This window comes from Rhodococcus sp. NPDC058532 (assembly GCF_042719255.1).
Classification (GTDB): Bacteria; Actinomycetota; Actinomycetes; order Mycobacteriales; family Mycobacteriaceae; genus Rhodococcus_G.
Map to the genome: position 1 here is coordinate 84,856 of NZ_JBHXNU010000001.1, position 14,389 is coordinate 99,244.

12 protein-coding genes and 1 riboswitch are annotated in these 14,389 nt (G+C 68.5%); of the genes, 9 read left to right on the forward strand and 3 right to left on the reverse strand.

The window, feature by feature from the left end; all coding sequences use genetic code 11:
* The 7 genes from prpB to ACFWQG_RS00425 all read left to right on the forward strand — a co-directional run bounded on the left by prpB (position 1) and on the right by ACFWQG_RS00425 (position 7,429).
* Positions 1-915 carry a methylisocitrate lyase gene (prpB, locus tag ACFWQG_RS00395; RefSeq protein WP_378505591.1) on the forward strand — a complete coding sequence of 305 codons (915 nt, stop codon included), beginning with the start codon at positions 1-3 and terminating at the stop codon, positions 913-915.
* Positions 912-2,033, forward strand: coding sequence for a bifunctional 2-methylcitrate synthase/citrate synthase (locus tag ACFWQG_RS00400; RefSeq protein WP_378505592.1), 1,122 nt, complete (start codon positions 912-914; stop codon positions 2,031-2,033). The genes prpB and ACFWQG_RS00400 overlap by 4 nt, the downstream gene beginning before the upstream one ends.
* 11 nt (positions 2,034-2,044) lie before the next feature.
* Complete coding sequence (locus tag ACFWQG_RS00405) at positions 2,045-2,338, forward strand: hypothetical protein (protein WP_378505593.1); 294 nt, start codon at positions 2,045-2,047, stop codon at positions 2,336-2,338.
* Between the two features lie 33 nt (positions 2,339-2,371).
* Positions 2,372-2,564, forward strand: a riboswitch (cobalamin riboswitch).
* 26 nt (positions 2,565-2,590) lie between these two features.
* On the forward strand, positions 2,591-4,177 hold the full coding sequence (locus ACFWQG_RS00410; protein WP_378505594.1) for an ABC transporter substrate-binding protein: 1,587 nt from the start codon (positions 2,591-2,593) through the stop codon (positions 4,175-4,177).
* The gene (locus ACFWQG_RS00415; protein WP_378505595.1) at positions 4,174-5,133 is read left to right on the forward strand and encodes an ABC transporter permease; all 960 of its coding nucleotides are present in this window, start codon (positions 4,174-4,176) and stop codon (positions 5,131-5,133) included. Before ACFWQG_RS00410 ends, ACFWQG_RS00415 begins: the two co-directional genes overlap by 4 nt.
* Before the next feature lie 215 nt (positions 5,134-5,348).
* Entirely contained in the window at positions 5,349-5,966 is a 618-nt protein-coding gene (locus ACFWQG_RS00420) for an ABC transporter permease (protein WP_378505596.1), read from the forward strand.
* Complete coding sequence (locus tag ACFWQG_RS00425; RefSeq protein ID WP_378505597.1) at positions 5,963-7,429, forward strand: ABC transporter ATP-binding protein; 1,467 nt, start codon at positions 5,963-5,965, stop codon at positions 7,427-7,429. Before ACFWQG_RS00420 ends, ACFWQG_RS00425 begins: the two co-directional genes overlap by 4 nt.
* Here ACFWQG_RS00425 and ACFWQG_RS00430 read toward each other — a convergent pair.
* Both ACFWQG_RS00430 and ACFWQG_RS00435 read right to left on the reverse strand, forming a co-directional pair.
* Entirely contained in the window at positions 7,343-8,389 is a 1,047-nt protein-coding gene (locus tag ACFWQG_RS00430) for an LLM class flavin-dependent oxidoreductase (protein WP_378505598.1), read from the reverse strand. The genes ACFWQG_RS00425 and ACFWQG_RS00430 overlap by 87 nt on opposite strands.
* Before the next feature lie 49 nt (positions 8,390-8,438).
* Positions 8,439-8,765 carry a chorismate mutase gene (locus tag ACFWQG_RS00435; RefSeq protein ID WP_378505599.1) on the reverse strand — a complete coding sequence of 109 codons (327 nt, stop codon included), beginning with the start codon at positions 8,763-8,765 and terminating at the stop codon, positions 8,439-8,441.
* Positions 8,766-9,045: 280 nt separating this feature from the next.
* Between ACFWQG_RS00435 and pcrA the strand changes: the two genes are divergently transcribed.
* On the forward strand, positions 9,046-11,520 hold the full coding sequence (gene pcrA / locus ACFWQG_RS00440; RefSeq protein WP_378505600.1) for a DNA helicase PcrA: 2,475 nt from the start codon (positions 9,046-9,048) through the stop codon (positions 11,518-11,520).
* 49 nt (positions 11,521-11,569) lie between these two features.
* On the opposite strand, the gene ACFWQG_RS00445 is transcribed toward pcrA, so the two are convergent.
* Positions 11,570-12,478: a M23 family metallopeptidase gene (locus tag ACFWQG_RS00445; protein ID WP_378506027.1), complete on the reverse strand. Its 909-nt coding sequence runs from the start codon at positions 12,476-12,478 to the stop codon at positions 11,570-11,572.
* A gap of 739 nt (positions 12,479-13,217) precedes the next feature.
* On the opposite strand from ACFWQG_RS00445, the gene sucC reads away from it, so the two are divergent.
* On the forward strand, positions 13,218-14,387 hold the full coding sequence (sucC, locus tag ACFWQG_RS00450) for an ADP-forming succinate--CoA ligase subunit beta (protein ID WP_378505601.1): 1,170 nt from the start codon (positions 13,218-13,220) through the stop codon (positions 14,385-14,387).
* Positions 14,388-14,389: the final 2 nt, after the last annotated feature.

Consider the following 14,389-nt stretch of genomic DNA (forward strand, 5'->3'; position numbering starts at 1 on the left):
ATGGCTAGCCTCATTGCCGCGGCCGCGTCGGCCGCGGACAAGCGGATCGCCCTTCGCGCCGGGCTGACCGGCGGGACCATCCAGCGCCTGCCCGGTGCGATCAACCCGTTGACGGCCAAGCTGATCCAGCAGATCGGGTTTGACGGCGTCTACGTCTCAGGCGGTGCCTTCTCCGCCGCGCTCGGGCTGCCCGACATCGGCCTGACCACGCTCACCGAGGTCGTGGCGCACAGTCAGCAGATCGCCGGTGTCACCGACCTGCCGGTGCTCATCGACGCCGACACCGGCTTCGGCGAGCCGATGTCCGCCGCGCGCACGGTCCTGGCCGCCGAGGACGCGGGCATCGCTGGCCTGCACCTCGAGGACCAGGTCAACCCGAAACGGTGCGGTCACCTCGACGGCAAGGCGATCGTGTCGACCGACGAGATGGTGCGGCGCCTGCGGGCCGCCGTCACCGCCCGGCGCGATCCGAACTTCGTCGTCTGCGCCCGCACCGACGCTGCGGGCATCGAGGGTCTGGATGCCGCCATCGAGCGTGCGAAGGCATACGCCGATGCCGGTGCCGACCTGATCTTCACCGAGGCCCTGCGCACCGAGGCCGACTTCGAGGCGTTCCGCGGTGCAGTGGACGTTCCGCTACTGGCCAATATGACCGAGTTCGGAAAGTCGAAACTTGTTCCGGCGCAGATATTGCAGGACATCGGCTACAACGCCGTGATCTACCCGGTCACCACTCTGCGTCTCGCGATGGGAGCGATCGAGGCCGGGCTGCGCGAGATCCATGCGAGCGGTACGCAGGAGGGTCTCGTCGATCAGATGCAGACCCGCTCCCGACTGTATGAGCTGCTCGAGTACGAGCGCTACAACGAATTCGATTCCGGAGTCTTCAACTTCACGCTCGGAGGGAACCAATGACGAAGGCAGTCCCGACGATCCACAAGGGGCTCGCCGGTGTCGTGGTCGACACCACCGCGATCTCGAAGGTCGTTCCCGAGACCAATTCGCTGACCTACCGGGGATATGCGGTGCAGGACCTGGCCGTGAATTGCACCTTCGAGCAGGTTGCCTACCTCCTGTGGAACGGCGAACTGCCCACCGACGCCCAACTGGGGCTGTTCTGTCAGCGTGAGCGGGCCAGTCGGCGCGCCGATCGTTCCCTACTCTCGCTCGTGGCGAGAATGCCGGATAACTGTCATCCGATGGACGTGGTCCGCACCGCGATCAGCTGGCTCGGCGCCGAGGACCCGGAGGAGGCGGACAACTCTCCGAAGGCCAATCGGGAGAAGGCGCTTCGCATGATGGCTGTGCTGCCCACGATCGTGGCGGCCGATCACCGTCGTCGCCACGGCCTGGACCCGATCGCCCCGCACAGTCATCTCGGGTTCGCCGAGAACTTCCTGAACATGTGTTTCGGTGAGATTCCGGACCGGGAGATCGTGCACGCCTTCGAGGTGTCGCTGATTCTGTACGCGGAGCACAGTTTCAATGCCTCGACGTTCGCGGCGCGCGTCGTCACCTCCACACTGTCGGACATCTACAGTGCCGTGACCGCCGCGATCGGCACCCTCAAGGGTCCGTTGCACGGCGGCGCGAACGAGGCGGTCATGCACGCCATGCTTGAGATCGGTGAGCCGGAACATGCCGAGGCCTGGATGCGCGGCAAGTTGTCCCGCAAGGAAAAGGTGATGGGCTTCGGCCACCGGGTCTACAAGAACGGCGACTCGCGCGTACCTGCGATGCGTACGGCGTTCCTCGACGTCGCCGCGAAAACGGATGGCGGCGCCTGGGTTCGCATGTACGACATCCTCGAGCGCACCATGAGTGATGCCACCGGGATTAAACCGAATCTCGACTTCCCCGCAGGTCCGACCTACTACCTGATGGGCTTCGACATCGAGGTCTTCACCCCGATCTTCGTGATGAGCCGGATCACCGGGTGGACCGCGCACATCATCGAGCAAAGCGAGTCCAACGCGCTAATCCGACCGCTCAGCGAGTACACCGGCGTGGCACAGCGTGCGGTGGGAGCCTGAGCACCGGTTCGGTGGCGCGGGTCCCTGCCCTCGCGGCGGACTACGTCGATGCACACCTGTGGACGCGATCGGCGTTGACCCTGCGGGACCGCAGGCGGCTGATGTCCTTCGCGGTGTCGCGGTCGGCGCCGAGTCCCGCGGTCGCACATCTGGTCCTGCATGTCTTCCGGTGCACTGACGTGTGCCGCCCGTGGCACGAGTTCGTCGGACTCACCACCGACGAACTCGCCGCCATCCTCCGGGACACGGTGATCGCCCGCGACCACCTCGTCCGGGTCTCCGCACGGCACGAGTGTCTCGGCTGAACCTGCCCGAACGGCAGCGCAGGTCGGCGACACCGCCGCCCGAGTTGTCGGCTTTCGTCTTGTACTGTTCGACCCGACGCAGGGAACACCGGTGCGAATCCGGGGCTGTCCCGCAACTGTCACCGAGGAGCGAACCCCCACGCTCGGCCACGACCGCATGGTTGGAAGGCCGGGGGCGAGTGCTGATCCGGGAGCCAGGACACCTGAGTCGGGGGCCGGACACACGAAGGCCAGAACACCACGAGGATGGACATGAACAACTCGATATTCACCACCCGCCCGGGGTGGCGGGCCGCGCTGCGTGCGGGAGCACTCGCCGTCACCGTGGTCGCCGTCGCCGCGGGCTGCTCGTCCGGATCGGGCGCGTCCGACGGCGTCGCGGACGACCACCTGACGATCTACAACTCCTACAAGATCGCGGGACTCGATCCCGCAGCCACCGGGACGAACTGGCTCTTCGACTGGGGCGTCGCCGAGAACCTGCTCCAGGTCGACGAGGACGGCGCGATCTCGCCGTGGCTCGCGGAGAGCGTCGAACGCCGCGACGACCTGACCTGGGTGATCGAGCTCCGTGAGGGCCAGACCTTCCAGAACGGCAAGCCCGTCACCCCCGATGCGGTTGCCGCGGCCCTGACCCGGCAGATCGAGAAGTCCACGGCCGCGCAGGTCTACCTCGCGCCCGGCACCCGGGCCGTCGTCGAGGGCGGTGCCGTCGTCCTGCGCACCCCGAGCCCGAACGCGATGGTGCCCGCCGGTCTCGCCGCCCGCGACAACTCGCTGCAGATCTACGACGTCGAGGCCGTCGAAGCCGCGGCCGGGGACTCTGCGAAGATCGTCGGCAGTGGCGCCTACACCGGCCCGTACGCCATCACCGAATGGACCCCCACGGATCTCGAACTTGCCCGCTACGACGGGTACTGGCAGGGGATGCCCGCACTCACCGGGATCAGCGTGGACGTCGTCCCGGACGAGCAGGCCCGCATCGCTGGCGTCGAGAGCGGCGAGGCGGACATGGCGTTCTACCCGTCGACCGGCGCCCGACTCGCGCTCGACGGTCGCACCGACGTGGCGGTCAAGAACTCCCCGATGGCGTTGCAGTCCCTCCTCGTCGAGATGAACCTCAAGGAGGGCATCTTCACCGACACCGACGTCCGGAAGGCCTTCACCCTCGCCATCGACTACCAGGGCATCGCCGACAACATCGGCAACGGCTCCTTCGCCGCCGCAGGGGGGCTGTACCCCGACGTGATGCCGTACGCGGTGGACAACCAGAAGCTCGACCTGGACGAGGCGAACTCCCTCCTCGACGCTGCAGGCTGGGTGTCGGGCGCCGACGGTGTCCGTACCAGAGACGGGCAGCGTCTCACCGTTCGGTTCGTCACGCAGGCGCAGGGACCCGAGACCACCGACGTGGCGATCGGCATCCAGGAGCAGGTTGCTAAGGCCGGCTTCGACCTGCAGATCGACGTCGCCGAAGACTCCGCTGCGGTCAAGGAGAACCCGGCAGGTTGGGAATCGTCGGCTGCGCTGAGCGGATCGTTGTCCGGGACGGCCGATCCCGTGCAGCCGTACCTGGTGCGGTGGACCACCGGCGGATCGTCGAATGCGCAGGGCATTTCCAACCCGGAGCTCGACGCGATCGGAGACACGCTCCGCCACACCTTCGACGAGGGTGCACGCGACGAGTTGCTCGAACGCGCCCAACAGATCTTGGTCGTCGATCAGGCCTACGTTGTCGCGGGAACCTTCAAGTACTTCACGGTCGTGACCTCGGACGAATGGTCCGACTACGAGGTGTCGAACGTCCGCAGGCACATTCGGTACGACACCGGGGCGTGAGGGCGGCAGTGGGGCCGTCGCTGGGCCGCCTAGTCCAGGCCGTGGTCACCGCCTGGGGAGCGAGCGTCCTGATCTGGGCGCTCCTGCCCCTGGCACCCGGCGACCCGGCTCGATTGACGCTGGGCGCCCAGGGCATCCCCGAGCCGACCGATGTTCAGATGGCGGAGGTGCGTGCGCAACTGGGGCTGGGCCTTCCTCTGCCGCAGCAGTATCTGCGCTGGCTCGGGGGAGTGCTGCGCTTCGACCTCGGATCGTCGTACGTGACCGGTCGGCCCGTGACGACGGAGTTCGCCGAACGGCTTGGGCCGACCCTTCGGCTCGCGCTCACTGCCGTCCTTCTCGCGGTCGTACTGTCCTTGGTGCTCGGGTTGGTCGCCGCCCGCTATCGCGACCGGTGGCCGGACGCGGGCGCGCGCGCAATCGCGCTCGTGTCCGCGTCGGTGCCGGGATTCGTCGTCGGGCTCGTGCTGATCCAGGTCGTCGTGATCGAACTGGGAATCGGCAGGGTGGTGCTCGACGGGTCATGGTCGGCGGTTGCGTTGCCCGCGATCTGCCTGGCGTTCGGCCTCTTCGATGTGTGGTCGCGGCTCCTGCGAGCGAATCTCGTCGACGCCATGCGTGGTTCCGTCGTCGAGGTGGCCCGCAGTCGGGGTGCAACACCTCGCCGGGCCCTGCTGCGTCATGCTTTGCCGCACAGCCTTCCGCCGTACCTGCACGCCGTCGCGGTCGGGGTGGGAGCCGTCCTCGGCGGTGCTGCGATCATCGAAACGGTGTTCACCTGGCCAGGAATCGGGGCGTACGTCGTGTCGTCGGTCGCCACCCGGGACATGCCGGTCATCCAGGCGTTCGCCCTGCTGGCGACGTTGACATATGTTGCCGTCAACCTGGCCGCGGACAGCCTCGCGGCAGCACTCGATCCGCGGCTTCGTCGACGGTCGCGAGGTGTGCCGTGTTGATACGGAGCAGGTCCGTTCGACCCGCAGGCCGGGATTGGTCGTTCCGGGCAGGGGTCGGCCTCGCGGTCGTGGTGGTGTTGGCGGCGCTCCTTGGTCCGCACCTGATCGGCACAGACCCGAACGCACCGGACTACACGGCGAAGTTGCGGCCCCCCGGCACGGCGCATCCGTTGGGAACCGACCAGTTCGGGCGCGATCAGGCAGCGAGGGTAGTGGTGGGTCTGCGCCGATCCCTGTTCTCCGCGCTCGTGGTTCTCGCCGGATCCATGACGGTGAGCATCCTCGTCGGAGTGATCGCCGGGCTTTCGCCTCGGTGGCTCGACTCCGTCCTTGGCCGAGTCATCGATGTGCTCCTTGCCATCCCGAGCCTGGTCCTTGCCCTCGCGATCGTCGGGCTCCTCGGGCCGGGCTATCTGAACCTGCTGCTCGCGTTGATCGTGTCGTCGTGGGCCGCGGACGCCCGACTCGCGCGGTCGCTCACGCTGGACCTGGCGCACCGCCCGTACGTGACCGCAGCACGCCTGTCGGGCATCGGCACGGCGGAGATCGCGTTCCGGCACATCGTTCCCGCGGTCATGCCGCGACTGTTCGTCGTCGCGACACTGCGGCTCGGCGGGATCGTGGTCGCGCTCGCCGGTCTCTCCTTCCTCGGACTGGGTGTCCAGCAACCCGATGCCGAGTTGGGTGCCATGCTCGGCGACGCCCGAAAGTTCCTGACCGCGGCGCCCTGGCTGCTCATCGTCCCCGCCACTGCGATCCTCGCAATGACGACCGCCGCCAACCTGATCGCGGACGGTCTGCATCGCCGGGGATCGGTAAGGGGACGAGCATGACGACGGACCTGGCAACGACATCGTCCCCGGAACCGTCCTCGCCGGATGGCGCCGTCGACGGCCACGAGCCGATGATCCCTGCCCTCGCCGTGACCGGGCTGTCGGTGAGCTATGCAGACGGCCGCATGGCCCTGCGAGACATCTCGATTTCGGTGGCGCGCGGGGAGACGGTCGCGGTCATCGGTGAAAGTGGATGCGGGAAGAGCACCCTGATCAAGGCCGTGCTTGGCCTGCTCCCTGCCGACGCCCGAGTGCGCGGATCGGTGATGGTCGAGGGCTGCGACTCGGTTGGTGCGACGGAGGACGGCCTGCGCGAACTCAGGGGCAGCCGGGTCGGGTACGTGTCGCAGGATGCCTACGGTGGCCTTGACCCCCTGATGCGAATCGGGGCGAACGTCGAGGAGGCGTGGCGTGCGAAACGTCGTCCGGTCCCGTCCGGTGCGGCGGCGACCCGGTTACGCGACCTCGGGGTTTCGGACAGTGAACGGCGGATCCGAGAGTGGCCGCACATGTGGTCGGGCGGCATGCAGCAACGCGCAGGCATTGCGGCCGCGACCGCCCTGGATCCAGTGCTGGTGGTTGCGGACGAACCCACCTCTGCTCTCGATCCGGCAACCGCGAACGCGGTGTTGGATACCCTGGTTGAGCGCACCGAGAGCCTGCTGATCGTCAGTCACGACCTGGCGCTGGTTGGCAGACACGCGGACCGCGTCTACGTGCTCCGAAACGGCACGCTGGTCGAGGAGGGTTCCGCCGCACAGGTTTTCGCCGAGCCAGAGGACGCGTACACCTGGAGCCTGATTGACGCGCTTGACCCCGTTGGCGTGGAATCGACACTCGACGATTCCACGATCGTGCTCGAGGTCGAGGAGGTTCGGCATCAGTACAAAGGACGGCAGGTGTTGGCGCCCACCAGCTTCCGGCTCCATCGAGGTGAGATCGTCGGCATCCGTGGACCCTCCGGGTCGGGCAAGAGCACCCTGCTGCGCCTGCTGGCCGGTCTGGAACCGGTGCGGGGCGGAACGGTGCGGTGGTCGGGGAAGGCGGCGCCCGAACCACGGTCGGTGCAGATGGTGTTCCAGGACGCGGTGGGGAGCCTCGACCCTCGATGGCCGATCTGGAAATCGGTGGTCGAGCCGGTGCGGATGCGCGGACGCGCCGCACGGACGGCGGCGGCCGCCGCGCTCGCCGAACTCGGCCTCTCGGACGTCCCGATGACGGCCCGCCCGTCCGAGCTGTCGGGAGGGCAGTGCCAGCGGGTCGCGCTGGCCCGCGCGCTGGTCGCGAGGTCGCCCCTGCTGCTGGCGGACGAACCGACGGCTGCCCTCGACCCGACGGTCGCAAGGCGGGTCCTCGGGTCGATACGGGAGCTGGCGTCAGCCGGCGCGGCGGTCGTGGTGGTCAGCCACGACGACCGAGTTCTCGGGCAGCTCTGCGACCGGGTGCTCACCCTCGGTGAGTAGGGGACGCAACCGCTGGGCGATCCCCATCAGGATCGGGGTCCACTGGGACAGGGTGAGCCGGACCGGCTGGACGTTGCAGAGCAGGTCGGTGGCGAACGGGAGCCCGGGGTCGAGCCGAAGCTCGTCTGCGATGGTCTCCGCGGAGCCGTGATACATGTGGCCGGTGTCCAGGTAGTCGGAGGCGGTGAAGCCGGAGGGAAACCTGCCGGTCCCGATCCCGCGCGTCACCCATTCCGATATCTGGTCGGTGATCAGGTTCCGTGCACTGGCGACGTCGTCGCTGCACACCACCGGACGCGACAAGCCCACCCTGGGCCGATTCGCGGCGGCGACGTACTCGGCGAGCAGCTGGGCAGCGCCCGCGTCGGTGGGCCCGGCCGGGCTCGAACTGCGTCCGGACAGCACACCAAGGCCGAGCCGGGTGGCAAGGTCGATGCCCTGCCGGGACGCGGTTCCCAGCCAGATCCGGTCGCGAATCCCGCGTGCGTCGGGGGTGACCAGGCCGCCTTCGAGGAGCTCGACGAGGGTCTCGACAGTGGACCTCAGATCCGCATGCCGACTGTCGTGGTTCCGTCCGAACCTTCGGGCGATGTCGGCGTCGGCTCCCGCGCCGAGGCCGAGCTCGAGCCGGCCACCGCTCAGCGCATCCACCGTTGCGGCATCCTCCGCCAGCCGGATCGGGTCCTCGAGCGAGCCGACGATCACCGCCGTGCCGAGCCGGATCCGGCTGGTGCGTTCGGCCACCGCGGCCAACACGACCAGCGGCGATGGGGAGTGCCCGCGCTGCGCACCGAAGTGGTGCTGCGCGAGCCAGAACGAGTCGAACCCCAGCTCTTCTGCCACACAGGCGAGTTCCACGGTCTCCCGGAGCTCGGTTCGGGAGCTCCGGGATCCGGCGCAGTGACTGATGACCCCGAGACGGTTCACCCGACTCCTCCTCCGCGTGCCTTGCTGTGCCACCGTTCCCGTCGTCTACGCCGCGGGTGACACCCGCGCGGAGCGGCCGGGTTCAGCGCCCGAGACGCCCACGGCCGAGGCGCAACAGCAGCATGGCCAGGGTGTGACCCTCCTGGCCGAGCTCGCCGAACCGCTCGAGCACCTTCATCTCGCGGCTGTGCACGAGGCGGGGACCACCGGAGGCCATCCGGGTGCGGCCGATGATGCGGGAGACCTCGGTCCGCCGCTTGATCGCGGCGAGGATCTCCGCGTCGAGCCGGTCGATCTCCTTGCGCAGCTCGTCGATCTCGGCCTCACTGGTCGGGATCGCGATGTCGTCGGTGCCGGTCGCCGGGTCGTTCTTGGCGGCGTCGTCGTGCGATGAGATGGGGGCGCCCATGTCTACTCCTCGTGTCACACACTGGATCGTTGTCGGTCCCGCGGGTCGTTACCCGATCCAGGCCGTCTCACGAAAAGGGCCCCGGATCCGGTTGCGGACCGCGGGGCTCGTGGATTGGTCAGGCCACGGGCACCGGAGTCCGGTACCCGTAGAAAAATCGCCACTGCAGGCGATTGTCGGCGCTGAGCATGCCCTCATTTTGCCATGCCCGGCGGCACCCGCCGCCGCGTGGGTGGTGCCGGGGCCTGCTGTCGGTGTGCGGCGGTAGCGTGGACAGGCGATGAACACATTCTCCGCCGCATCATTCTCCGGCGCAGCCCAGGCTGGCCTCCGTACCTCGACCGCGGATCTCCTCGATGGGTTGAACCCGCCGCAGCGGGACGCGGTCGTGCACACGGGGTCGCCACTGCTGATCGTTGCCGGTGCAGGATCGGGCAAGACTGCGGTCCTGACCCGCCGCATCGCCTACCTGCTGGCGGAACGCGGCGTCACCCCCGGCCAGATCCTGGCCATCACGTTCACCAACAAGGCAGCAGCGGAGATGCGGGAACGGGTCGCGCAGCTCGTCGGCCCGCGCGCGACCAGCATGTGGGTGGCGACCTTCCACTCGACCTGCGTTCGGATCCTGCGGATGCAGGCCGCGCTGCTGCCCGGGGTGAACTCGAACTTCACGATCTACGACGCGGACGATTCGCGGCGGCTGCTGACGATGATCTCGAAGGACCTCGAGATCGACCAGAAGAAGTACTCGGCGCGGCTGCTGGCCACGCACATCTCCAACCTGAAGAACGAGCTGATCGGCCCGGAGCAGGCCGAGACCGACGCCGCGCAGGACCCCAACGAGGTGGTGCGGCTGGTGGCCCGGGTGTACGGGCACTACCAGGCCCGGCTGCGCGCGGCGAACGCGTTCGACTTCGATGACCTGATCGGCGAGACGGTCGCGCTGCTGCAGCAGCACCCGCAGGTTGCCGAGTACTACCGGCGCCGGTTCCGGCACGTCCTTGTCGACGAATACCAGGACACCAACCACGCCCAGTACGTCCTGGTGCGCACGCTGGTCGGGGAGGCGAGCACGCCGGACGCGGCCGCCGTGCCGCCGTCGGAGCTGTGCGTGGTCGGTGACGCGGACCAGTCCATCTACGCGTTCCGCGGCGCCACCATCCGCAACATCGAGGAGTTCGAGCGGGACTATCCGCAGGCCCGCACGATCCTGCTGGAACAGAACTACCGTTCCACCCAGAATATTCTCACCGCCGCCAACGCGGTGATCTCCCGGAACACCGGCCGCCGCGACAAGAAGCTGTGGACCGACTCCGGTGAGGGCGACCCGATCACCGGGTACGTCGCCGACAACGAGCACGACGAGGCATCCTTCGTCGCGTCCGAGATCGACCGCCTCGTCGACGCCGGTGACGCGAAGTTCGGTGAGGTCGCGGTGTTCTACCGCACCAACAACTCCTCGCGCGCGTTGGAGGAGGTGTTCATCCGGCTCGGCCTGCCCTACAAGGTGGTCGGCGGGGTCCGGTTCTACGAGCGCAAGGAGGTGCGTGACGTCGTCGCCTACCTGCGGGTGCTGGAGAACCCGGACGACACGGTGAGCCTGCGACGGATCCTCAATACCCCGCGCCGGGGCATCGGGGACCGCGCGGAGGCCTGCGTCGCGGTGCACGCCGAGCAGCGCGGCATCGGGTTCGCTGCCGCGCTGCGGGACGCAGCGGCGGGCACCGTCCCGCTGCTGAACACCCGCTCACACAAGGCGATCGCCGCGTTCGTCGACATGATGGACGAGATCCGGGACGGGATGCAGCCCGACGACACCGGGCTGATCGACATCGGCGACGTGGTGGAGTCGGTCCTCGACCGGACCCGCTACCGCGCGGAACTCGAGGCGAGCAGCGATCCGCAGGATGGGGCGCGACTCGACAATCTGAACGAACTCGTCAGTGTGGCAAGGGAGTTCAGCTCAGATGCGCGCAATGCGGTGGGCCTGGACACGGAGATCGACGAGTCGCTCGAGGGCGCGCTCGCGGCGGCCGGCGAGGACGATCCGGCCCTCGGCGAGGGCGAACCCGATCCGGGATCGCTTGCCGCGTTCCTGGAGCGGGTGTCGCTGGTTGCGGACTCGGATCAGCTGCCGGACAACGGTGACGGCGTGGTGACGCTGATGACGCTGCACACCGCGAAGGGGCTCGAGTTCCCGGTCGTGTTCGTGACGGGCTGGGAGGACGGCCAGTTCCCGCACATGCGTGCCCTCGGCGACCCGGCGGAGTTGTCGGAGGAGCGGCGCCTGGCCTACGTCGGCATCACGCGTGCCCGCCAGCGACTGTACGTGACGCGCGCGGTGCTGCGGTCGGCGTGGGGGCAGCCGATCACGAACCCGGAATCGCGGTTCCTGCAGGAGATTCCGCAGCACCTGCTCGACTGGCGCCGGGAAGATCCGGGACCGGGTGTTGGGGGCGCGATCGGCGGGGGCCGGTTCCGCGGCGGCCAGGGGTACGGCGGCGGCTACGGCACCGGAGGGGGTGTCGGTGGCCGCGAGCGGGCGGAGTCGACGCCGAGCTTCGGCGCGGCCCGACCCCGCAACAACCACCTCGTGCTCGCGGTCGGGGACCGCGTCAGCCATGACAAGTACGGCCTCGGGACCGTCCTCGAGACGAAGGGTGCAGGCACGACCGCGACGGTCACCGTCGACTTCGGCTCCTCCGGCAAGGTGCGGTTGATGCTCATCGGCGGTGTGCCGATGGTCAAGCTGTAGACCGGGCCCGGGCCGGGCCATGGCCCGGCCCGCGTGGTGCGGGAGCCGATCAGTCGCGTTCGACGCCGAGGCTGATGCCGCGGGTGGCGAGCCACGGGATCGGGTCGATCTTGTCGTTGCCCGCCAGGTGGACCTCGAAATGCAGGTGCGGACCGGTGGAGAAGCCGCGGTTGCCCATGCGGGCGATCTGGTCGCCCGCCATCACCTGCTGGCCGACCGACACCAGCGACGAGTCGATGTGCCCGTAGACGGTGATGGTGCCGTCGGCGTGCTGCAGCCGCACCCACATGCCGAAGCCGGAGGCGGGACCGGAGTCGATGACGACGCCGTCGGCGACCGCGTAGATCGGGGTGCCGATCGCATTGGCGATGTCCACGCCGGCGTGGATCGTTCCCCACCGCGAACCGAAATGGGAGGTGAAGGTGCCCACCGCGGGGAGGGCGAACAGCGGCCTGCGGGCCGCGGCCTCGCGGGCGGCGCGCTCCTCACCGAACCGCTGGCCCTTCGCGAGCAGGTTCGAGAACTGGGTCAGGTCCGCGGGATCGGCGACGTTGAGCACCTGCGGGGCCTGCGACGGTGCTGCGCCTTCGGTGGTTGCGGCGAACTGTGCGGCCTGCGGCGCGGCGGTGGAGGCGATCGCGGACGCGTCGTCGGCGGCGAGGGCGATCTCGGGTGCCTGCTCCGGCCCGCTGTTCGCGGCCTGGCCCGCGGCGACCACGGCGCCTGCTGCCACCGCGACGACGGCGGCGCGGCCCTTGAGGGCGGTGGGTGGGGTTGGGATGCGGTGCGCTCCACCGCGCCGGGCGGGAGCTGCAACATTCGCGAGGTCGGACACCCGTGTGAGGTCGGCATCGGGGCGGTCCGTTGGCGCCGGTGTGTCACCGGGCAGTGCCGCGGTGACCGTGGTCGGGCTGTCGTCGAACGGGTCGGGGTGGAACGGGGTGTTGCGGTGATTCATGGAGCCGTGGGTCTCGAGACGTGATGACCCGGTGTAACGCTGTGCCGAGTACTGCGGATGTGACTGTCTGCCCGCGTCGTCGACGACGAACCGGTCGCTGCGCCTGCTGGTCTGCTGCGCCGGTCCCGGTCGGGAGGTGACGGTCTGGGCTGCGAAGTCCCGCCTCGGTTCGAGGTCCGGTGCGGGGGTGGTGCCGAAGTCGCTGGTCGTGGACGGTGCGCGGTGTCTTGACAAGAACCTGCCGTCCTCTCGCTCGTGACCTGCCTGTGACTTGGACTCAGCGACGGTAACGAAACGGTCGCAGGAGCCGCAACCTCTGGCGGAAGACCCGCCGTGGAGTTGTGATATGCATCACAAATCAATAACGGGCGATTCCGACATAAGGTCCACCGGGTGTTCGTCGGCGCAGCCGCAGGGTGGGGCGGGTGGGCGTGGGGGCGCCCGAGGGCGTATACCTGATCGGGTGACCCTTGACCACCGGTCGGGTTGTCGCGTCGATGGTCGCGCCAGGGATGCTGGCCGGGATCGTCGGCACGGTGCTTCGCGCAGGCGTCGCTGGAGCGGTTTTCGGCCCAGCGGCCCGTGGCCTGCGGCGTATGCATCCGATGTCGTGACATAGGCCACATAGCACCAAGGCGAGGGCCGTGTCACGGAATCAACTAGATATTGTCCCGGACGGACCCGCTCCTACCCCTCGAGCGGGCGTCAACGCAGTCAACGCAGACGAGACGGTGAGCAGATGGATCTCTTCGAATACCAGGCGAAGGAACTCTTCGCCAAGCACGACGTGCCCACGTCGGCCGGCCGTGTTACCGACACCGTCGCCGGTGCCCGCGCGATCGCCGAGGAAATCGGCAAGCCCGTGATGGTCAAGGCGCAGGTCAAGGTCGGCGGCCGCGGCAAGGCCGGTGGCGTCAAGTACTCGCCCGACGCGGACGCCGCGCAGGCGAACGCCGAGGCGATCCTCGGCCTGGACATCAAGGGCCACGTCGTCAAGAAGCTGCTGGTCGCCGAGGCGAGTGACATCGCCGAGGAGTACTACATCTCCTTCCTGCTCGACCGCACCAACCGCACCTACCTGGCGATGTGCTCCGTCGAGGGTGGCGTCGAGATCGAGGTCACCGCCGAGGAGAACCCCGACGCCCTCGCGAAGATCCCCGTTGACGCCGTCAAGGGTGTCGACCTGGCGTTCGCGCGCAGCATCGCCGAGGCAGGCAAGCTGCCCGCAGAGGTGCTCGACGCCGCGGCCAACACGATCCAGAAGCTGTGGGAGGTCTTCATCAAGGAAGACGCTCTCCTCGTCGAGGTCAACCCCCTCGTCCGCACGCCCGACGACCAGATCCTCGCCCTCGACGGCAAGGTCACCCTGGACGCGAACGCCGACTTCCGTCAGCCCGGCCACGCCGAGTTCGAGGACAAGGACGCCACCGATCCCCTCGAGCTCAAGGCCAAGGAGAACGACCTCAACTACGTCAAGCTCGACGGCGAGGTCGGCATCATCGGCAACGGCGCGGGCCTGGTCATGTCGACCCTGGACGTCGTCGCCTACGCCGGTGAGAAGCACGGCAACGTCAAGCCGGCCAACTTCCTCGACATTGGTGGCGGCGCCTCCGCAGCGGTCATGGCGGCTGGCCTCGACGTCATCCTGAACGACGTCCAGGTCAAGAGCGTGTTCGTCAACGTCTTCGGCGGCATCACCGCCTGTGACGCGGTCGCCAACGGCATCGTCGGCGCCCTGGAGACCCTGGGTGACGAGGCCAACAAGCCGCTCGTCGTCCGTCTCGACGGCAACAACGTCGAGGAGGGTCGCCGCATCCTCGCCGAGGCCAACCACCCGCTGGTCACGGTCGTCGCCACCATGGACGAGGCCGCCGACAAGGCCGCCGAACTCGCGTTCGCCGCGAAGTAAGG